This window comes from Rhizobium sp. 25PS6 (assembly GCF_032464655.1).
Classification (GTDB): domain Bacteria; phylum Pseudomonadota; class Alphaproteobacteria; order Rhizobiales; family Rhizobiaceae; genus Rhizobium; species Rhizobium laguerreae.
On sequence record NZ_JAWDIV010000013.1, the window covers coordinates 162,285 to 182,677 of the forward strand.

A 20,393-nucleotide genomic window follows, 5' to 3' on the forward strand; every position below is an offset into this window, starting at 1 on the left:
ACAACGAGCGAAAAGCCCCATGAACAAGCTGGAAAAAGGCGATCAATTCGACGTGGAAGCACTGCGCAAGCAGGTCTCCGACGTCGAGGCGCGCGGCGGCGCGGGTCAGGAGAAGCCTTCCGACCCGACCGAAATCAACCCCTTTGCCCGGCAGATCGCCGAGCAGTTCCGCGACGGAACCAATTCGCCTGTGATCATCATCGGCCAATTGCGGCTGCTGGAATTCCTGGCGCTCTTCGCGATCGCCCTGATCTCCCACTATTTCTGGCCCGGTGACGGCAGCGATTCCACCTCGATGCGGGCGGGCATGGCGGCGATCGCTTCGGCCCTGACCGTTATCGGCCTGCAGCTTGCCGACACCTACACCATTCCCGCCCTCCGGGCGAAGCTGCGGCTGATGCCACGCATCCTCGCCTCCTGGACGATCGCGCTTCTCCTGAGCGTCGGCCTGTTCGCGCTCATTCGCGGCACCACATGGGCGATGGTCGATGCCTATATCCCGTGGTTCGCCGCAGGCGCGCTCTTCCTTGCGGCCGAGCGTTTCCTGGTTGCCTACGGCATCCGCAACTGGGCGCGCAACGGCATCATGGAACGCCGCGCCGTCATCGTCGGCGGCGGCGAGCCGGCCAAGGACCTGATCCGCATCCTCGAACAGCAGGCCGACAACGACATCCGTATCTGCGGCATCTTCGACGACCGCGGCGAGAAACGCTCGCCGATCATGGTCGCCGGTTATCCGAAGCTCGGCACCGTGGCCGAACTCGTCGAATTCGTGCGGCTGACGCGCATCGACATGCTGATCATCGCCCTGCCGCTGTCGGCCGAGGCCCGTATCTACGACCTTTTGAAGAAGCTCTGGGTTCTGCCGGTCGATATCCGCCTTGCCGCGCATGCCAATCGGCTGCGCTTCCGGCCGCGCGCCTATTCGCATGTCGGCTCGGTGCCGATGCTCGATATTTTCAAAAAACCGATCCGCGACTGGGATTCCGTCGCCAAGCGCGGCTTCGACATCTTCTTCACTTTGGTCGCGCTCGCACTGCTCTGGCCGCTGATGATCGCCACCGCGATCGCCATTAAGGCGACTTCCGAAGGCCCGGTCTTCTTCATGCAGAAGCGCCACGGCTTCAACAACGAAATCATCAACGTCTTCAAGTTCCGCTCGATGTACACCAACATGGCCGACCCCACCGGCAAGGCCGCGGTAACCAAGGGCGATCCACGCGTCACCCGCGTCGGCCGCTTCATCCGCAAGACCTCGATCGACGAATTGCCGCAGCTTTTCAACGTTTTGAGGGGCGATCTCTCGCTGGTCGGCCCACGCCCGCATGCCGTTCTCGCTCAGGCGCGCGACCGCGCCTTCGGCGATGTCGTCGAGGGTTATTTCGCCCGCCATCGCGTCAAGCCCGGCGTCACCGGTTGGGCGCAGATCAACGGCTGGCGCGGCGAAGTGGACAATGACGAGAAGATCAAGTTCCGCACGGCCTACGACCTCTACTACATCGAGAACTGGTCGCTCTGGTTCGATCTCAGGATCCTGTTCCTGACGCCGATCCGACTGCTCAACACGGAAAACGCCTATTGACCGCGATCGAGGCGACATATCCCCGTGTCGCCCAACCGCAGCGGATGACGCTGCGCCTAATCGGCTCGGCCTTCGTCGCCTTCGGCGTCTTCCTTTCCGGTTTCGTGATCGACGAGCCGGCACCCTATGAACTCTGGGTCGCGGGGCTGAGCGGCCTCTGGTTCATCCTGGGCCTCAGGATTTCGCGCAGCGTGGCGCCGCTGCTTGCCCTGCTGCTGACCTTCAATATCGGCGGCATGCTGTCGCTGACGCAGATGAAGGACCTGGCAACGGCGCCGATGTATATCGCGGTGTCGACCTTCCTGGCGCTGACGGCGGTCTTCTATGCGGCAATCATCGAGGACAGCCACAAGCGGCTGCCGCTGATCTTCAATGCCTGGACTTTTGCCGCCGTCGCCACCTCCGCGCTCGGCATACTCGGCTATTTCCACGCCTTCCCGGGCGCGGAAATCTTCACGCTCTACGACCGCTCCAAAGGCGCCTTCCAGGATCCGAATGTTTTCGGCCCCTTCCTGGTGCCCCCATCGCTCTATCTCGTCCACGGTATCCTGGCCGGCGATCTGAAGAAATCGCCGCTGAAGGCCGCCGCCCTGCTCGTGCTTGCGCTCGGCATTTTCCTCTCCTTTTCCCGCGCCGCCTGGGGGCTCTTTGCGCTCGGCGTGGTGCTGCTGATCTTCATCATGCTGCTGAAGGAGCGCAGCGGCGCCTTTCGCTTGCGCGTCCTGGTCCTGTCGCTGGCGGCGATCATCATGCTGATCGCGTCGCTGCTGGTGGCGCTGCAGATCCCGAAAGTCGCCGAACTGTTTTCGGCGCGCGCCCAGCTGGTACAGCAATATGACGGCGAACATCTCGGCCGCTTCGAGCGCCACCGGATCGGCTTCACCATGATGATGGAGCGCCCGCTCGGCATCGGCCCGCTGGTGTTCGGCACGATGTTTCCCGAGGACGAGCACAATATCTGGCTGAAATCGCTCACCTCCTATGGCTGGCTCGGCTTCGTCAGCTATGTCGGCATGCTTCTCTGGACGCTGGCTCTCGGTTTCCGGAACCTGCTGCTCGACCGGCCGTGGCAGCCCTTCCTGATGATCGCCTGGATCTCGGTTCTCGGCCATGCGGCAATCGGCAACGTCATCGATATCGACCACTGGCGCCATGTCTATCTGCTGCTCGGCACGGTCTGGGGCTGCGCGGCGCTGGAAGTGCGCCACAAGCGCGAGCGAAGACGCCGCGAGGCGGCGTGAGGTCTTGCCGTCAATGGGCGGCTGTCTATTTCGTCGCTCCTGCCGTCAAGCCAGCAATAAACCGTCGCTGGAAAATGAGATAAGTCACGATGAGCGGGAAAATAACAATCACCGCGCCGGCCGTCAGAACCGGCGTGTTGACGGTATAACGCCCTTGGAAAAACAGCATGCCGAGGGGCAGCGTCCGATAGTCGTCGTCGTTGACCAGGATGAACGGAATCAGAAACTCGTTCCAGGTCCATATGAACAGGAACAGCGCCAGTGTCGACATTGCCGGCACCATGAGCGGGACGACGATCTTGCGCAGGATATGGAAGCGTCCGGCGCCATCGAGAACCGCCGCTTCGAGAACTTCTTCCGGCAGTTGCTGCATCGCGCTGGCGAGGAAGATCGTCGAGAACGGTATCGACATCGCGATCTGCGGCAAAATCAGAGCCGCATAGGTATTGATCAATCCCAGATACCGCATTTCATAATAAAGCGGGATGATGAAGGCTTCCGCCGGCACCATCATGCCGAGCGTCAGGATAGCGAATAGCGTGCGCCGGAACGGGAACGACAGGTAGGCGAAGGCAAAACCAGTCAGCAGGCCTAAAAAGACGCTTGCAGCAACGACGGGTATGACAACGATGATCGAATTCCAGAAATAAATGTTGAAATGTCCGGCATTCCAAGCAGCGAGGTAATTTTCGAAATGTGGATATGCCGGCAGCGCGAATGCACCCTGCAGAACGTCGGCCTTGCTTTTTATCGAGGTCAGAAGCAGAAGCAGGAACGGCGTGATCGTTACGAAAGCAAGAAGCCAGAGCACAAGGCGAAGGAATAGCGTACCGGCGGAGAAATTAGACCAACGGCTCATCAAGCCCGTCCTTTATTCTGCGAGCCCACCAGCCGGTGAATTGCAAAGTTGATGATGAATGTGAGGACCGCGCCGACAATGGCGATGGCCGCCGCAGCGCCGAACCGATTAAGCTCGAAGCCGAGCTGATACATGTAGATGTTCGGCACGAGCGTCGCGTTGGCGGGTCCGCCCCTGGTCATTGTAAAAATCAGGTCGAAGCTTTTGATTGACGCTATGACCGTCAGGAGCAAAACCACCCTTATTTCAGGCAAGAGAAGCGGCAGCGTTATCCAGAAAAAGGTTTTTCGCGCCGAAGCGCCATCGACCTTGGCAGCGTCGAAAAGAGACGGGTCGATGCGCTGAATTCCGGTCAGGAAGATGACCATGCAAAAACCGAAGAAATACCAGGTGGCAACGATCCCGACCGCGGGAAGCACAAAATTGAAATCTCCCAGCCACGGGAGTGCGAAGGCGCCTAACCCCACTGCTCTGAGAAACTGATTGAACGGGCCAAATGCAGGATTGTAGAGCCATGCCCAGATGATGCCCAACACGGCGGTCGGCATGATGTAAGGCAGGAACAAGAAGGTGCGCAGTGCAAGTTGTTCGCGCTGCTTCAGATTCCAGACGCAAGCGGCGAGAGTTATGCCGAGCACGAGCGGCAGGACACAGTAGAAGATCATGAGCTCGGCATTATTACGCAAGGCAATATAAAAACGGCTGTCAGAAAAGAGATCGACGTAATTGCCGAGACCAACCCACTTGGGCATGCTCAGGCCGTCCCAGCTGGTCAGGCTCAAACCCAAAGCCGCGACGATCGGTCCAAAGACAAAAGCCGCGTAGAACAGCAATCCAGGCAATAAATAGATAAAATTGGTCTGTTGCGAGCCATCAAGTGCGGAGCGTTTCATCCATTACTCCATAAAGCTAAAGCTGTGGTCGTCGCGCAGCAAGCCGATCGCAGTGCTCATTTATTTGGATCGGCGAGACTGAGGTCACGACCGCAGGGGACGGCCGTGACCAGCGCCCGCAATCTTTATTTCTTATCCTTCAGGTAGGCCTGATAATCCTTGTCCATAGCATCGACAAAGGCTTCGGGCGTGATATTGCCGGACAGAAGAAGCGGCGTGTTGTCGTCTATTGTCTTCAGCATCGTCGGGCTCGACCAGTCGGGGTAATGTCCGAGGGCGTCGTTTGCGTTGAGTGTCTTCCACATTTCGATGCCGGAGCTGAGGAGCGGCGTGAGCTTTGGCTTTGCATCAGCCGCGAGCGACGTTGCCGGAAGATAGCCAGCATTGGCCCAGGTTTCAGCAGCCTTTTCCGAGACCATATAATCGATATATGCGCCGGCTACGTCCTGTGTCGGCTTCGTTTTGGCAAGGCTCGTTATCGCCCAGGCAAGATCCACGCCCCCAACACTCATGGGCTTGGCAATACCTTTCGGGGCGGGAATTGCCATGAAGCCGATATCCGGATTGTGTTGCATGTCACCGAAATACCAGGTTCCGGAGATCAGGAACGCGCCCTGCCCGGAAATGAAAAGCTGGACGGCGTCGTCACCCGAGATGCCTTCGAAACCGGGGAAAAAGTAACCGCCCTGTGCCCATTGCTGCACGAGTTTGGCGGATTCGATGTTCCCCTTGGTGTTCCACGAGCCGCCCCGGCCGTAAATCAGATCGTCAAGCTCGGCACGATTGCTGGCGTCGATATGCGCCTGCTCGATGGCGCCGATCATGTGCAGGGCCAGATGCTGCTTTGCCGAGCCCATCATGAAGGGCGCAACGCCCTTTTCCTTCAGCTTATCAAGACCGGCCAACAGCTCCTCGAAGGTTTGCGGCAGCGCTACTCCCGCATCGCCGAGGATCTTTTTATTGTAGTAGAGGCCAACGATCTCGCCGAGGCCTGATATGCCGTAGGTCTTACCGACCCCAAATTTTCCATCTTCCCAGCGGTCTCGAGCAAGCACCGAATCCGACTGGCGCTTATCCCAGCCGTAGTTTTTGATGTAGTCGTCGACCGGCAGGAGCAATCCTTCCTTGACCATCGCTCCCATGTCACCGGCACCCTGATTGACTTTCGTGATGACAGGGCCATCACCTGCCGAAACCGCAAGCTTCAGCGTCAACTTCATGTCATCAAAGGTACGGGCGGTGCGCTTGATCGTGACGCCGGGATGCGCAGCTTCGAACTCCTTGTTGAGCTGCTCTATGACCGCGCTCTGACCTTCATAGGTTTGGTCATCCCACACAGCCAGGTCGTCGGCGCGCGCGGCTGCCGAAAGGCCAAAACTCAAAAGCGCCGCGCCAACAAGCGCGACAGCTGCTTTCAATCGGTATGCCGGCAGTATGCGGATCGATTTCACGGTTCTTTTCATCTGCTCCACCTCATCTGGTTTATTTTCCACTCCCGTTCAGGCCTTGCGCCAAGCAGCGGCCGAACGTTTTCTTCCCCCAGAGCTTTGCCTGGCTGGCGAATCTGAGGTAATCGTCAATGCATCCGCTCCTCTCGCGACCTAAAATGACAAAGCGCCACGCAGGAGGTGGCAAAGTGATGGACACCAGCTGCTTCATCCGCCCCGCGACTGAAGCGGATATCGACGCCCTTTTCGACATCTGCCTGAAAACCGCGAATGGCGGTGAAGATGCCAGCGCGCTTTATAGCGACCCGCATCTGCCCGGCTACATCTGGTCGGTACCCTACCTCAAATTCGCCAAAGACTTTGCCTTTGTTCTCGTTCAGGACGACCGGCCAGTCGGCTACGTTGTAGGGGTGGCGGACACCAGCAGGTTCGACAGAGACTTGCAAACGAACTGGTGGCCGTTCGTCCGCCAGCAGATTGCGGGACTGGCACCCACCCGTCCGCGCGACGCCGACGTGATGGAACGAATTCAAAATCCGCGCAGCGGAACGGCTTGGCTTCAAGACCAGTATCCCGCGCATCTCCATATCAACATCCTTCCCGGACTTCAGGCAAGCGGTTGGGGGCGCAGGATGATCGCCACGGAGCTTCAAGCGCTTCGAAACCACGGGGTCGGAGCCGTGCATCTCGGGGTCGACCCAAACAACGAACGCGCCAGGGGTTTCTACCGTCGCCTCGGCTTTTCCGAATTCGAGCAGGATGGCTCCGTCGCCTTCGCAATGCGGATCGATGAGGGATTGGGTTGAAGCATTTCCTGGTTTCTCCAAGCCACGAAAAGGCCGTGTCTCCCGGGTATAAGCACCCTTGATTGGAGAAAATCTCACACGCCCGAAACTGCCTGCTCGCCACACGGTGAGGTCAGCGCACCCATCCCGATGAACGGCCGCCTGAAGGCATGATAGCATTATCGGCAGTAAAGCAGGTTGCTTCGCGAAAAGCTGTCCATCAGTCGAGGGCTTCATCATGAGCAAATCCTCGGAAGCCGGGTTCAAGGAGTCCGCGGGACGCAAAAAAAGAAATAGCCAGGCAAGCCCAGGCCAGTTCCTCTTTGGCCGATCTTGGCAGGCGCACGGCTAACCGGACGATACGTATGGCGCATACTTCACATCGACCCTCTTTATTTCATCGCGCATTTTCATCGCACGTTAATTTCAAGCCTACAGCTGACCTCCCATTTGTCAAGGACATAGACAAATTGCCTGCTTCGATGTATTGAATTCCGCTTAGTCGCAATAGTTGTGACTTAATATCGCGTCCATTAAGTATGCGCTCCGAACTAATTGGACTGAGCTAGCCGGATGGCAATGGCATCTTCTGTCGCACAGACCCCGATCGCACGAAAAATTTCAACCAATGCCGTCATCCGAACCGTGTTCGCGAACGGATCGATCTCTCGCGCCGATATTGCCAAGCTAACCGGCTTGTCAAAGCAGACGATTTCCGATGTCGTGCGCGACCTTGAGGATGATGGATGGCTGAAACCAGTCGGGCAGACTGATGGTCGCCCGGGCCGGAATGCGATCACCTATGAAATCAATGCCAGGGCGGGGCTGGCCGTCTCTATCGATCTCGGGAGCACCAAGATTGCTGCGGCCATTTGCGATCTGTTGGGGAACGTGGTCGCTGAAACTAAAGTATCCACCGACCCGCGCGGCGGAATGCATCTCGTCAATCAGTTCAGCGATCTTATCGTAGAACTCGCGTTTGCGGCCGGGACGACTGCCGACAAACTCCGTCTCGTCGTTCTAGGCAGTCCCGGTGTGCTCGATCCAGCCACCGGGCATATCAACGTAGCGCCAAGCATCCCCGGCATCGACGCCATAAATCTGCGGCAAGTCTTCAGCGACAGAATGGCCATACCGGTGATCGTTGAAAATGACGTCAACCTCGCCGCGCAAGGGGAGAGATGGCGGGGACACGGTGTCGAAACCAGCAATTTTGCTTTCGTTGCTCTCGGAACGGGCGTCGGCATGGGCATCATCGCCAACGGAACTCTGTTGCGCGGCGCGCGTGGGGCGGCCGGCGAAATCGCCTATCTTCCGATCGGTGGAGATGCTTTTGATCCTGGCGGATTTACGCTTGGAACCTTTGAGAGCGCGGTCGGCAGCGTCGCGATGTTGCGACGTTACGTCGGTTTCGGCGGGCGTAATGCATCCACCGTGGCCGATCTCTTCGCCGCGTTTAATGCAGGAGAAACAAGCGCTGCGGCTGCCATCGAAGAGACGGCAAGGCTGGTCGCAGTCGCTATCGCTGCAATCGGAGCGGCTCTCGATCCTGAATTGGTGATCACCGGCGGCAGCATCGGCTCAAGACCGGAACTCGTAAACGCCATCCGCGGTTTCCTGCCGCGTTGTACGCCTTATCCGCCGCGCATCGAGATCAGTCGCTTTGGGAACCGCGCCGCCCTGATGGGAGGAATGGGGATCGCGGTCGAGCGCATGCATGACGATCTATTTGGTGTCAAATTGAGGGAAGTTTGAAGAGCGCATGCCTTAGGGCCAACGTGCGGTTTCGCCACTTGAGAAGCGCTGGGAATGCGCTAGGTTTTCCATCATGATAACAGCAACGCAGATACGCGGCGCGCGCGCCATGATCGGAATGAGCATCGAAGAGCTCGCCGCCGCCAGCGGCCTGCCGGTCGAGACCGTGACGGCGCTGGAAAACGGCGAATTCGCCGGCGAGCCGCATGCGCTATTCGATGTGCGCAGCACACTCGAGGCGAACGGCATCATATTCCTGTCGAGCGGCAATCAGGATGAAGGCGGCCCCGGTATCCGGTTGCGCGCCCGCACCTCCAGCGATGACGGCATCCGGCCGGAAAACCTCAACGCCGCCAACGACGACTGACGGAACCAATCCGCCGCCCGACCGTTTCCGCTGTCCCATAACATATCGGGCCTATAACGTATCGGGGGCAGTCTCTTGAACCGCAGCAATGGTCTCTACGTCGTCATCGGCGTTCTTGTCGTCGCCGTCATCGGCCTCGGCGCCTATATCTTCCACGAGGAAAGCAAGCCGCAAGGCATCGAGATGAGCATCGGCAAGAACGGTGTCTCGATCGAGCAGAACTGATCTTTAAAGATAGGTTTTTGCAAGGTCGGCGAGTTTGCCGCCGTCCTTCACGCCTTGCCTGTAGAGCTGAATGATGACCGCACCGATCCGCTCGGCCTCCGGCGTCGTCCTGGCGAGGCCGCGTTCGTCGCAGACCTTGTCGAGCACCTGCGAAAGCAGATCGAGATCTTCCGAAAAGAGCGGTAAATCATGCGGATGAATTGATGATCGTAACATCACGCCGCATTTCCTCCGAGGGCAAACGCATCCACGCTTGCATCGCCGGCCGCCCTCCGCAACCGACCATAAAGTCATTATGCGCGAGGGTCCGAACTTTAGCAACTACGCAAATTTCTGTGGAACAAAATTATGGAACAAAATTTTATCCCGCGCGTTCGGGCCGCGTTTGGTAGCAGGAATCGGTGAGTGCAGACGTGAGTGAAAAACGCTTTCCCTCCCCCGTCCGGGTCGTTTCTTCAAACAGCAGCCTGATCGTTTCGACCGTCTGGGAGGCCGTCGAATATCTGAAGCGGTGGCCGAGCAAGCGTGGGCGCGATTATCGCGTTGCGCGCCAGCACTGCCTGGATGCGCTCGACGGACTGCGCAGCCCGCGCGCAGCACAGGCTTCCTTCATCACGGCAGCGAAAACGGCGGGATTGCTGGTGTAAGATCGTTATCTGTTGCGTCCGCCGCCGGCAGCGATGAGCTGAGGATGGACGGAGCCTTCCATGATCACCTTGGCGGTAACCTCAATCACCCGCTCCTCCGCGAGTTCGGCAAGCGCGAGGGCAACATCGCCTTCCGACCAGCCGCCTTTGATGGCCTCGTCCGACAGAGCCTGGAACGCGCTCGCGAGGCTCTGCCTGCAAGTTAGATTGTGCTTCATATCCGCCATGCTCGACTAGGCTATCCGTGACAGGGACAATGTTAATCTACAACATATTCACGAGAATGCGAAGAGGCTTCAGGCTTTTTTCAATCCAAAATTTGGTTGTTAACTTCCAAACTGGGTATAACCTTAACAAAATGCAACAAATACCACCTCTCCCAACTGAGGCAGTACCAAAAAGAACTAAAGGATTTATTTGCTATGCACCTTCAAATGGTATTTCATCGCGTTATTTAGTTTAAATGGTCGAAACGGGCGGAGCCGGATACAGCGGCCCTTTGAACCGCGAGAATGCGGCAAACCTGAAAGCGGCCCGTTTTCAGCATCTTCAGGGCACCCTGTCAATCAGCTTCGGGATCCGGCATGGCGAGCGTGGGCCGTGCTGGAGGATGTCTCGCGCAGTCTGTACAGCCAATCGGCGGGCGACGCTTAGCCGCCGGGGACGCCTTCGGCGTTAATCACCTTAATACCACAACGGCACCACACTCCCGTCAAAGTCCGCCGTACCATTGGCCGCTCACTTTATCCAGACTTTCAGGAGGTAAAATGTCTATCGAACTGGACGCTACTACCTATGTACACGCCAAGCCGGCGACCGCCCATTCCTATATTCTGCCGGCCGTTGTCGATGTTCTCGAGAACAGTTTCGAGGAGGCAAAAGATACGGCGGTCTTCGACCTCGGTTGCGGCACCGGCGGTGCTGCAGCCGTGCTTGCGGAAAAAGGCTATGACGTCGTCGGCGTCGATCCCTCCCAAGACGGCATCGCGAAAGCAAGAACGGCCCACCCCGATCTTCCGCTGGAAATCGGTTCCGGCTACGAAGATCTGTCCAGCCGGTATGGGACCTTCGATGCCGTGATCAGCCTTGAAGTGGTGGAACATGTCTATGATCCCAAGGCTTTCTCGGCGACCATGTATGATTTGGTGAAACCTGGCGGCATCGCCGTTATGTCGACCCCTTTTCACGGCTATTGGAAAAATCTGGCATTGGCCGTCAGCGGAAAGATGGATGACCATTTCATGCCTCTGAAGGACCATGGCCATATCAAATTCTGGTCTCCTGGAACGCTCAGCACCCTCCTGCTTGAAACAGGCTTCGAAGACGTCGACTTCGAATATGTCGGGAGGATTCCGCTTCTGGCGAAGTCGATGATCGCAATCGCCCAGAAACCGCACTGAAAAGGCGGTCAATGGCAGACCGTCCTCTGCAATGTTGGCGCTAAAGCTCGCCTGCAACATGAACAATTACATTTTCGTTCGGGACGTTCGGCTCCCGCTTTAGCATTTCTGCCAATGCCTCGTTCCGTTTTCCGCCGCTAGCGGGACGAAGGAATCTGACATTCTGACTGAGATTTCAAGGGGATAAATGGTCGGGGCGACTGGACTCGAACCAGCGACCCCTTGACCCCCAGTCAAGTGCGCTACCGGGCTGCGCTACGCCCCGACCTGCCGAAACGGCTTGCTTCGTTTAGTTTTTCAGCGCGTGCAATGCAAGCGGAAAAACCTTGCCTCCAAGAAAAAGGAGGCGGTTTGCGCGAATGGTCAGATCGCCGCGAGCCTCAGCCGGCCTTCGGCGGTTTGACGAGGCTGCCATGCCTGGTAGTTGGCGATCGAAAAATGCGGCGTTTCGAAGGGCGTGGCGTGCGTTTCGGTGATGACTGTGACGTCGGCGCCGGCGGCCTCGCCGGCGAGGATGCCGGCGACCGCATCTTCGAAGACCAGGCATTTTTTCGGATCGACACCGAGGCGGCTTGCGCCGAGCAGATAACCTTCGGGGCTGGGCTTGCCTGATTTGACCTCCTGGCCGCTGACGATGACCCTTGGCATGGGGATGCCGGCGGCGGCCATGCGGCGCCTGGCGAGCTCGATCGGCGCCGAAGTGACGATTGCCCATCGGCCCTCAGCGATGGCGGAGAGGAAGCGGACGGCGCAGGGGATTTCGACGATGCCGGAGACATCCTCCATTTCCTCGGCGAGCAGCAGATCCGCCTCATGGGCAGGATCGACGCCGGGCAGGCCAAGCCCGCGGATCACATCGGAGGCGCGGATGCCGTGGATCGTCTTCAGGAAGACCTCCGGCTCGAAGCCGTGGCGCCTTGCCCATTCGCTCCAGACGCGTTCGACGACGGCGATGGAATTCAGCAGCGTTCCGTCCATGTCGAAAAGGAAGGCGTCATAGGATCTGTCGAGGATGTCATGGAGAGCGGGCACAGGCTTTTCCTTACAAGCATGAGGCCGGAGCGACCTTTGCGCAGGCGACTAACGGAGAGCGGAAGCGGCGTCAACGTCAGTTGTTGGTGTCTGGGTGGGTGACGTTACGGACGTCGGCAAGGCCGCGGGCGGCGTCGCGGCTGCCAGTTGCGGCAGCGGCTTCGAAGATACGGGTCGCATCGCCGTACATTTTGAGATTGAGGTAGCTGTAGCCGCGCAGAACCATCAGGTCGATGCGTTCCTGCTGCAGCTGGGCACGCTGGTCGAGATAGATGAGGGTTTCGCGGTAACGTCCGGCGTCGAAGGCTGAAAGCGCACGGTCGGCGAGGATCGCCACCTGAAGCTCGGCGGCGCGCTGGCGGTTCTGCGGCGCCTTGGTGGCCGCGACGGCGGCATTGCTGGAAAGGCCGGCGCGCAAATAGGCAAGGCTCTGGCCGTAGGCTGCGTCTTCGCGGATCTTGCGGGCCGGGCTCTGCAATGCGGCCTCGAAGGCCGAGATCGCCTCCATCGGCCGGTTGATATCCATCAGGCACCAGCCGCGCGACAGCGCGTCGGCCGGCTTAAGCTGCCCGGCATCGATTGTCGTCGAGCAGCCGCGCGTCTGGCGCGGGCCGCGCGGGGCGGTCATCGTCTCCATCGCCGGTCTCGCCGCGCGAACGACCACTTCCGCACCCGGCTGCAGGGTCACGCGGCGCTCTGCCGGGAGCGGTTCGGCCAGGGGACGCTGCGTCGGTTGAGCCGGCTGCTGTGCGACAAGCCCCCCCTTTGCCGGCGGCGGCGTGACGGCATTCGGCATCAGGGAGGACGTGTCTTCGAGGTTGGTGATCCGGCTCGACCGGCCGGCCCAGGCGCGCTGGAGGTCGAGCACGCCCTTGCGGTCGCTCAGTTGCTCGCGGGTGATGACAAGGCCATAGGCGGACGGTTCGTCATCGGGTTTCCAGGCAAGTGCCGTCTCGAACCAGCGCGCGGCGGTCTGGAACTGATTGAGGGAGCGGGCATACCAGCCGAATTGCTGCGCCGTCGGCACATATTTCCGGGCGATGACCTCGGTGGCGATGCGGTGCAGCACGTCTTCGGCCAGATCGACCGGCGGCTGCAACGCCATCAGGTTGGCGGTAGCGGCTAGATAGGTTGATGTCGCATCATCGGAATCGGCGCGCCAGCGGAACATCACGTCCTCGGCTTCCTCAGGCGCCTTGCGGGCGATCAGCGCCAGCGCCAGCCCCTGCGAAGCGGCGGCCGATTCTTGCTTGGCTCGGGCCACGCGGAACCATTTCTCGGCATCCACATCATTGTTGCGGCGAAGCTGGTACCAGCCGAGCAGCAGCGCATCGGAGGCAAGCCCCTCCGTCTCGGCGAGTTTTTCGAGGCGGGCGATATAAGCGGGCGCGATGGCGAGATTCGGATTGTCATTGCCCTCGGCCATGAAGCGTCGGGCGAGGTTGTCGCGGATAGCATCGAACTCCCGGCTGCCGTCGGCAGCAGGCCTCTCCAGCGCGAGCAGCGCCTGCATCGGCTGGTAGGCAAGCAGCGTCGAAGCCTTTTCGGCCGTCGCCTGCCGCTCGGCCGGATTGGTGCAGTTCTTCAGAATATAGGTGTAGGCGTCCTGGCCGCGCTGCGCCCTCTCCGTCTGGATGAAGGCTTCGGCGACGCGCCAGAGAACATCGACCTCGCTGCAGGTGAGCAGGCTCGGTGTTGCGGCAGCGATATCGACCACAGTCGCATATTGCTTGAGGTCCGAAGCATTGACGAGGCGGGCACGGGCCTCGGCGACGTCAAGCCGGTCGAGCAGATCGGCCGGCGGCTGCCATCCGGCATCGGCTACCTGGCGGTCGGCGACGGCCTTGCGCAGTTCGGCATAGCGGCCATCGGAATAGAGCTGCCACATGGCCTCGAGCTGCTTGTCGCCATTCTGCGGCACGGCGAGCGGATCGGCCGGCGGAACCCAGTTCGGATAGAGCGCCTGAAGGCGGGAGATTTCGGCCTGCAGGCGCACCTTGTCGCCGCGGCTGGCAAAATAACGAAGAGCGCTTTCGTCGACGGCAGGCTGCGGTGGTGCGGACACCTGCTGCGGAGCCGGCGGCGCGGAAACGATAGGGGGCGTGACCGGCGCCGGCTGAGTAGCCGTGTGAGGTGCCGCAGGTTGCGGTGCTGCGGGCTGCTGTGCTGCGGCACTCGGCTCGGGCGTGTTCGGTGCTGACGGCGGCGAGGAGGTTATCGCCTCGATCTTATCGGCGACGAGTTGCGCATTGAATTCGGAATCGCCGGCAGGAGCATCCGTCGGCTTGATGCGGCCCATCATCATCAGCTCCGGCGCCGACTTGCCGGCGGCCCCAAGGCCGAACTTTTCCTGCAGAGCGGCACGATCTTTCAGCCCGGTGACGAGGGTCGCCACCACAACTGCCGCTGAAACCGCCACGAGAGAAGACTTCACAGACACTCCGGATGCTTCTCCCCAATATAGGCCAGCCCCAGCAGTTGAAGCGTGGACGGATAATAGAGTGCGGGCGCAAATTGCAGGGCCGAGACCGGCAACTTGGTCCCATCGACCACACAGGCCACAACATCGTTAACAATTCGAAAACCGGGATCCGACAACACAGTCTTCGGCCGGCCGGTGGTCAGATCGATGGTGGCGGGAACGCCGTCTTGCGACATTCCTTGTTGCAAGCGGGTCAGCAGCGCCTTGTCGGTGACGCCGCCGCGAGCGAGATAGAGCGGGATGCGGATGGCGTTATAGGCAAACTCGGCGTCGAATCCCTCTGCCGGCTGCGGCTGGCCGCTGAGACTGACCCATTCGGCTGGAAGCTTGCGCGGGCCAAACTGCATCCTCTTCAACAGCGCCAGGCCATCGTCCGACAGTTTTTGCCAGGCATCCGACGGAGCGAGCGCCGCCATCACTGGGATCGCCTCGTAAATCCAGTAGGACGGGTTGACGACGGGACCGTCCTCACGGTCGGTAGCGGCAAAACCCTCACTCCCCGGCAACAGGAGTGTGTGGCCGGACGAGTGCACAACGGTTTCGGCAAGGAGCGCCTGGGCCATGCGGGAGGCGGCGAGGATATAGTCGTTGCGTTTCCACGTCGTGCCGGCAAGCGCCAGCGCATAGGCGATCAGCATGTCGCCATCCGAGGCGTTGTTGGTGTCGGTGACGTGCGGCTTGCCGTTCGGATCCCATTTCCAGACGGCAAGGCCATCGTCGCGTAGCAGCAGTTCGGTGCGGCTAAAATACCAGATCTGTTCGAAATCGGCGGGGCTGGCTGCGAGATAGGCGAGCAGCATGCCATAGCCCTGCCCTTCGCTGTGGCTGATATTGCCGTTGCCGTTGTCGATGATGCGGCCGGTCGCATCGAGAAATTTCGCCTTGTAGGCGGCCCATGCGCCGGCATTGATCATCGCCTGCTGCGCCCCGGCGGGCGGGCCTGGGGCGAGCGCGACCGTTGCCGCCAGCAGGAGTGCGCGCCACCGCCTCATTTCGACCGGCCCAGCTTTTTGAGCATGCTCGAGGTGGTGACGCCGATCAGCAGCACGAAGACGACCAGCACAAAGGCATAGGAGAGGATATTGGTCGACAGCCAGTTGGCGGCGATCAGGCGGTAATTGGCGATCGACCAGGGTGTGGACGGCACAAAATCGAAACGGGTGACGGGCACGGTCTCGATCTTGCCTGTCTTGCTCGAATAGGTGGTAATGTGGCCCGATATCTGCGACCAGTTCAGCTGCGTGGCCAGAACCTCGAGCCCTTCGCGCAAATCCTTCGCCGACGGCGCCGCCACCACGGTCCAGGCGCCGGCTCCCGCGGGGCTGGAGCCCTGTGCAACCAGCAGCGTGTCGGCGTTGGCCGGCGTGAAAATCTGCTCGGCGCCGGGGATGAATTGCAGCGAGCTGCGGGAGATATCGAAATTGCGCGACAGCCACTCACGGGAGGCAGTGATCCGGTTGCGCAAGACACCGCCGCTGACCTTGGAATTCCACTCCTCGAAGGCCGTACCGGTATCGACGACGCCCGCCTGCGTATCGGCCACGGGACGCCACGAGGCCTGGCTCGCCGTGGCGATATTGGTCTGCGACAGCGCGGTTGCCGGCATCTGCGAGATGGAGCCGATGAAGATCGCGTCACGATCGCCAATCGTATTCGGCGAGGCAACGATTTCGACGGCGATCGGATGGCCGGCAGTGATCGCCATCTGGCCGAGCAGCGTCGCGGCTGCCGAAAGCGTGTCGGCATCGACGCGGTCGATGAAAAGCGGCGTCGGTTCCGTGGCCCGGCCATAGGGATAGGCGGTGCCGGCCATTGCGGCCAGGTTCGGACGCTGACCGACACGGGCGAAATCCGGAATCTGCAGCTCGGAGGTATCGAACAGGGCAAAGCGCGGGGTGGCACCGGCTGTCGCGCCCGGCGCGCAAGCCGCATCGTCCTTGGTCATCAGGATCGCCTCGATCGCCACCGAATTGAAGCCGGGCTTGAAGTGCCGCATCGTCACGCGGATCGGCAGATGACGGAGAATGCCGCCTGATGTCGTGGTGATCGGCACGGTGGAGGCAATGTTGTCATTGACGTAGATATCGATGTGGCTGCCGGGCATTACCTTATCGGTATAGGCGGCGTCGAGCAGCACCTTCGCTTCGCCATAGGCATTGGCATAAAAATCGGCCGGTACGGCGATATTAAAGCTGGTCCGCAGCCGCCGGCCGGAGAATTCGGTGGTCTTCACGCCGAGCTGCGACAGGGCGATACTCGTATCGGAAAAAACCAGCGGCGCGTTCGGCGCGCTCCAGCGTTCGGTGGTCAGCACGTCGCGGCGTACGTCCGAGGACCGGTCTGTCGGCGCGACGATGGTATCGATCGCCGAGGAGACCGCCTGCCAGGAGGGGCCGCTGATCAGAAGCACCGGCGAGCCGCTGCGCGGATCGGTGGCGAAAGCGGCGAATGCCGCGCTTTCGGCACCGGGCGGCAGGCCCGGAAAGATCGGCCGCAGTTCTGCCGCGGTGCCGACGAGCACGCTGAGCTTGCCAGGCCCGGCCGCTGGAAGCGAAGCCGTGCTGAAGGCAAAGATCTGGTTCGGCATGCTGCTCAGCACCGACAGGCCCTGCGCCAGCCGTAGTAGTGGCTTGGTGGTTCCCGGCTGCTCCAGCGCCGGGACAACGACATCGAACTCCGTCTTGCCGGCACCGTCGACGCCGATGGCGCGGATTGCGTCGGCGCTTGATAGCTGGGCGGCATCCCTGCCGGTAAAACTCAGAAAGGTTCCGGCCGGATCGATATTCGACCACAGTTCATAAGTCGATTGGATGCTGCAATCTGTTCGGTGGCGCTGATCGGCTTCGAAGGTGACGAGATTGGCACCGGGCTGCAGCAGACCGGGCGGGACCTCGAAGGTGACGGTCGACGGGCCATCCGGCGAACCGACGCGCTGCTGGCCGATCGGGCGGTTGTTGAGATAGACGGTCAGCGCCGAGGCCTCGGGCGCGACGAAGATCGCATTCTGGTAGGCGAAGGTGAAGCTTGCCTTGGCCGCCGCCTGCTCCGGCGTCAGATAGACCGACCATGACCGGCGATCGTATTCGCCGCCGAGACCAAGTTGCGAAAAGGGCACGACATAGCGACGTACATCACCGGGGCGGGGCGCGGCGGTATTTGCCGTGGCGGCTGGCTGGGGCGCAGGCGCCACCGGCTGCGGCTGGGCGACGACCGCCGGAGGAACAGGAGCGGCCGCCGGGGTTGCGGGCGCGGGTTTGACGGAAACCGGAGGGGTGACAGGAACCGGCGCCGTGGCTGCGGGCGGCGTAGGCGACGTCAATCTCGGGGTAACGGATGCCCCGGGCGGCCGCTCGCCGGACATGTCGAAGGGCGCCGTCTGCGCCTGGGCGAAGGCGGAGGCATTCAGCAGGAGAAGCGAGGCGGCGGCGATCCTTCTCATCCGGCGTTGACCTTTGCCGCCTGCTGCTGGGCTTCTCGCTCCGGCCGCATGCTGCGGAAGAAGTAAACGAGGCCGCGGCTCGTCTGGTAGAACGACATGCCGAGAAACCAGATGGTGCCGCGGATCAGGCCCGGATTGCGACGGCGCGAGGCCTGGAACTCTGTCCACTGATCGGAATTGGCAAATATCAGGTCGGCGATCAGACGATGATCAAGTGCGCTTTTCGGCACGTACTGGCAACCGACATTGCTGATATCGCCCGACGGCTCGATATTGCGGACGATGAGCGGCAGGGTTTCCAGATCCGCGCCACTATAGGGCCGGAAGCGGATTTCGCCGACGGCGCCGACCAGCATCTCGTCGAGATGCTTGTTGAAGATGTGAAGCCTTGCGCCGTGAACCGAGACGTCCTCGATCGAGGCCGTGTACCACCTGCCGTTGGCGCCGAATTCGCAGCGCCGGTTGACGCGGACGCGACGGGATAAAGCGCGCTCGCCGCGCTCTGACACGACACCCAGCGCGCAGCCGGCCATGATCAGGTTGATGAGATTCCATCCGCCGACGACGAGCGTGACGTCGGCCTTATAGGGCTCGGCATAGATTTTGTAGATGGTGATGACGAGCGCGACAATCTGAACCGCAAAGATGACGAAGAACGGACGGCTGATTTCCGACAGTCGGCTGACGGCGATCGATTCGTCCTTGGCGGTGACCTTGAAAGTAGGCTTTCGCGGATTGAGCATGACGGAGACGACTGCCGGCAGCAGATGCACCGTCTGGACATATTCGTAGAGCTCTGAAATCCAGGGCCAGCGGAACGACCCGTAGAGGTAATTCTGCATCATCAGATTCACGAGCATATAGGCAAGCGTGTAGGCGAGGAACTCGCCGCCCGAGGCTGTGAAGATTTCCAGGTCGAAGAACAGGTAGAAGAGCGGCGCAAACAGGAAGATCGTGCGCGGGAACGGGAAGAGCCAGAACAGCGTGGAGGACATATAGCAGAAACGCTGCGGGATCGTCAGGCCGCGCTTCAGAAGCGGAAAGCGGAAACGCAGGATCTGCATCATGCCCTGTGCCCAGCGGCTGCGCTGGCCGATGAAGCTTGCAAAGGTGGCTGGCTGCAGGCCTGCGATCAGCGGCTTGTCGACATAGATGCTGTTCCAACCGCTGCCGTGGAGCGCCAGCGCCGTCTCGCAATCCTCGGTGATGCTGATGCCGCTGAAACCATTCTGGGATTCGAGCGCCCTGCGGCTCAAAACGGCGGCCGAACCGCAGAAGAAAGCGGCATTCCATTTGTCGAGGCCACGCTGGATGATGCCGTAGAACATCTCGTTCTCGCTCGGCATCTTGTCGAAGGTGCGCAGGTTGCGCTCCAGCGGGTCGGGATTGATGAAAAAGTGCGGGGTCTGGACGAGGAAGAGCTTCGGATCGTCTTCGAAGTAACCGACGGTCTCGAGGAGGAAATCGCGGGCCGGCGCGTGGTCGGCATCGAAGACGGCGATGAGTTCGCCGGTCGAATGTTTCATGCCGTTGTTGAGATTGCCGGCCTTGGCGTGCTCGTTGCGGTCGCGCGTGAGGTAGTGGACATCGAGATCGTCGCAGAGCTGCTTCAGCTCGATGTGGCGGGCGGCGGCGGCCTGGGCTTCGAGCAGCTTGCCGGAGTTGCGCTTCTGCAAGGTGGCGCCGTCGTCGAGCAGCCAGACATGCAGCTTCTCGGCCGGATAATCCATGGCCTTGGCGGCGGCCAGCGTGTTTCCGAGCAAGCCGGCATCCTCATTGTAGGATGGCACGAAGACGTCGACATGAGGAAGGCGCCCGGGATTGGCGGCACGCGAGGGGCGCGACGGCAATGGTGTGGCAACAATGAACAGGCTGAGCGCCAGCATCGCGACGCTATACATTTCGGCAAGATAGAGCAGCAGGCCGGGAATGAAGTTTTCCAACTGGTTCAGAGGCGGCAGCGTATTGGTGGTGCGCCAATAAACATAACGCAGCACGATCGACGTGCCGAAGGCGAGCGCCACCAGGCGCCACGTCCCCTCGCCCTTCAGAATTTTGATGACCGCCATCACGGTCACGACCGTGATGGCGGTGATGAGCTGGGTCTGCAGGTTGACCGGCAGGGTGATCAGCACGATCATACAGAGCGAAACCACGGCCCATATAAAGACACTGCGGGCTTTGCGCATCGGCGTTCCTTCGAAATTGCTCAACCGGGGCACCATCCGGCGCCCGCGA

18 protein-coding genes and 1 tRNA gene are annotated in these 20,393 nt (G+C 60.6%); 8 read left to right on the forward strand and 11 right to left on the reverse strand.

Features of this window, described 5'->3' with window-relative positions; translation table 11 throughout:
- Positions 1 to 19: 19 nt before the first annotated feature.
- Together RWK44_RS20040 and RWK44_RS20045 are read left to right on the forward strand one after the other, a co-directional pair.
- Entirely contained in the window at positions 20 to 1,582 is a 1,563-nt protein-coding gene (locus tag RWK44_RS20040) for an undecaprenyl-phosphate glucose phosphotransferase (protein ID WP_316029300.1), read from the forward strand.
- The gene (locus RWK44_RS20045) at positions 1,579 to 2,823 is read left to right on the forward strand and encodes an O-antigen ligase family protein (protein ID WP_168343125.1); all 1,245 of its coding nucleotides are present in this window, start codon (positions 1,579 to 1,581) and stop codon (positions 2,821 to 2,823) included. The genes RWK44_RS20040 and RWK44_RS20045 overlap by 4 nt, the downstream gene beginning before the upstream one ends.
- Before the next feature lie 25 nt (positions 2,824 to 2,848).
- Here the strand turns inward: RWK44_RS20045 and RWK44_RS20050 are convergent, their stop codons facing one another.
- From RWK44_RS20050 to RWK44_RS20060, 3 genes are all read right to left on the reverse strand, one after another.
- Complete coding sequence (locus RWK44_RS20050; RefSeq protein WP_168343126.1) at positions 2,849 to 3,682, reverse strand: carbohydrate ABC transporter permease; 834 nt, start codon at positions 3,680 to 3,682, stop codon at positions 2,849 to 2,851.
- A complete protein-coding gene (locus tag RWK44_RS20055; protein WP_025394062.1) occupies positions 3,682 to 4,575 on the reverse strand; it encodes a carbohydrate ABC transporter permease in 894 nt (297 codons plus the stop codon). The genes RWK44_RS20050 and RWK44_RS20055 overlap by 1 nt, the downstream gene beginning before the upstream one ends.
- 125 nt (positions 4,576 to 4,700) lie before the next feature.
- Positions 4,701 to 6,038, reverse strand: a complete 1,338-nt coding sequence (locus RWK44_RS20060; RefSeq protein ID WP_131661160.1) for an extracellular solute-binding protein — start codon at positions 6,036 to 6,038, stop codon at positions 4,701 to 4,703.
- A 176-nt stretch (positions 6,039 to 6,214) separates the two neighbouring features.
- Here RWK44_RS20060 and RWK44_RS20065 point away from each other — a divergent pair, with 176 nt between their 5' ends.
- The 4 genes from RWK44_RS20065 to RWK44_RS20080 all read left to right on the forward strand — a co-directional run bounded on the left by RWK44_RS20065 (position 6,215) and on the right by RWK44_RS20080 (position 9,155).
- Complete coding sequence (locus RWK44_RS20065; RefSeq protein ID WP_131664330.1) at positions 6,215 to 6,829, forward strand: GNAT family N-acetyltransferase; 615 nt, start codon at positions 6,215 to 6,217, stop codon at positions 6,827 to 6,829.
- Between the two features lie 552 nt (positions 6,830 to 7,381).
- A complete protein-coding gene (locus RWK44_RS20070; RefSeq protein ID WP_077976207.1) occupies positions 7,382 to 8,563 on the forward strand; it encodes an ROK family transcriptional regulator in 1,182 nt (393 codons plus the stop codon).
- 73 nt (positions 8,564 to 8,636) lie between these two features.
- A complete protein-coding gene (locus tag RWK44_RS20075; RefSeq protein WP_003558384.1) occupies positions 8,637 to 8,930 on the forward strand; it encodes a helix-turn-helix domain-containing protein in 294 nt (97 codons plus the stop codon).
- A 75-nt stretch (positions 8,931 to 9,005) separates the two neighbouring features.
- Positions 9,006 to 9,155 carry a hypothetical protein gene (locus tag RWK44_RS20080; protein ID WP_165504243.1) on the forward strand — a complete coding sequence of 50 codons (150 nt, stop codon included), beginning with the start codon at positions 9,006 to 9,008 and terminating at the stop codon, positions 9,153 to 9,155.
- Between the two features lie 3 nt (positions 9,156 to 9,158).
- Here RWK44_RS20080 and RWK44_RS20085 read toward each other — a convergent pair whose 3' ends face one another.
- Entirely contained in the window at positions 9,159 to 9,371 is a 213-nt protein-coding gene (locus RWK44_RS20085; RefSeq protein WP_029872887.1) for a hypothetical protein, read from the reverse strand.
- A 197-nt stretch (positions 9,372 to 9,568) separates the two neighbouring features.
- On the opposite strand from RWK44_RS20085, the gene RWK44_RS20090 reads away from it, so the two are divergent.
- Positions 9,569 to 9,802: a DUF982 domain-containing protein gene (locus RWK44_RS20090; RefSeq protein ID WP_077976206.1), complete on the forward strand. Its 234-nt coding sequence runs from the start codon at positions 9,569 to 9,571 to the stop codon at positions 9,800 to 9,802.
- Between the two features lie 5 nt (positions 9,803 to 9,807).
- Here the strand turns inward: RWK44_RS20090 and RWK44_RS20095 are convergent, their stop codons facing one another.
- Positions 9,808 to 10,029: a hypothetical protein gene (locus tag RWK44_RS20095; RefSeq protein WP_077976205.1), complete on the reverse strand. Its 222-nt coding sequence runs from the start codon at positions 10,027 to 10,029 to the stop codon at positions 9,808 to 9,810.
- A 540-nt stretch (positions 10,030 to 10,569) separates the two neighbouring features.
- Between RWK44_RS20095 and RWK44_RS20100 the strand changes: the two genes are divergently transcribed.
- The gene (locus RWK44_RS20100; protein WP_077976204.1) at positions 10,570 to 11,202 is read left to right on the forward strand and encodes a class I SAM-dependent methyltransferase; all 633 of its coding nucleotides are present in this window, start codon (positions 10,570 to 10,572) and stop codon (positions 11,200 to 11,202) included.
- Positions 11,203 to 11,390: 188 nt separating this feature from the next.
- Here the strand turns inward: RWK44_RS20100 and RWK44_RS20105 are convergent.
- The 6 genes from RWK44_RS20105 to bcsA form a co-directional block, all read right to left on the reverse strand.
- Positions 11,391 to 11,467, reverse strand: a tRNA-Pro gene (locus tag RWK44_RS20105).
- A gap of 98 nt (positions 11,468 to 11,565) precedes the next feature.
- A complete protein-coding gene (locus tag RWK44_RS20110; protein WP_131664252.1) occupies positions 11,566 to 12,234 on the reverse strand; it encodes an HAD family hydrolase in 669 nt (222 codons plus the stop codon).
- A 76-nt stretch (positions 12,235 to 12,310) separates the two neighbouring features.
- A complete protein-coding gene (locus RWK44_RS20115; protein ID WP_316029301.1) occupies positions 12,311 to 14,668 on the reverse strand; it encodes a cellulose synthase in 2,358 nt (785 codons plus the stop codon).
- A complete protein-coding gene (locus RWK44_RS20120; protein WP_316029302.1) occupies positions 14,665 to 15,708 on the reverse strand; it encodes a glycosyl hydrolase family 8 in 1,044 nt (347 codons plus the stop codon). Before RWK44_RS20120 ends, RWK44_RS20115 begins: the two co-directional genes overlap by 4 nt.
- Positions 15,705 to 18,155 carry a cellulose biosynthesis cyclic di-GMP-binding regulatory protein BcsB gene (locus tag RWK44_RS20125; protein ID WP_316029303.1) on the reverse strand — a complete coding sequence of 817 codons (2,451 nt, stop codon included), beginning with the start codon at positions 18,153 to 18,155 and terminating at the stop codon, positions 15,705 to 15,707. The genes RWK44_RS20120 and RWK44_RS20125 overlap by 4 nt, the downstream gene beginning before the upstream one ends.
- Positions 18,152 to 20,344 (reverse strand): UDP-forming cellulose synthase catalytic subunit, encoded by a 2,193-nt coding sequence (gene bcsA, locus RWK44_RS20130; protein WP_131664256.1) that lies wholly within the window; start codon positions 20,342 to 20,344, stop codon positions 18,152 to 18,154. Before bcsA ends, RWK44_RS20125 begins: the two co-directional genes overlap by 4 nt.
- Positions 20,345 to 20,393 lie beyond the last annotated feature (49 nt).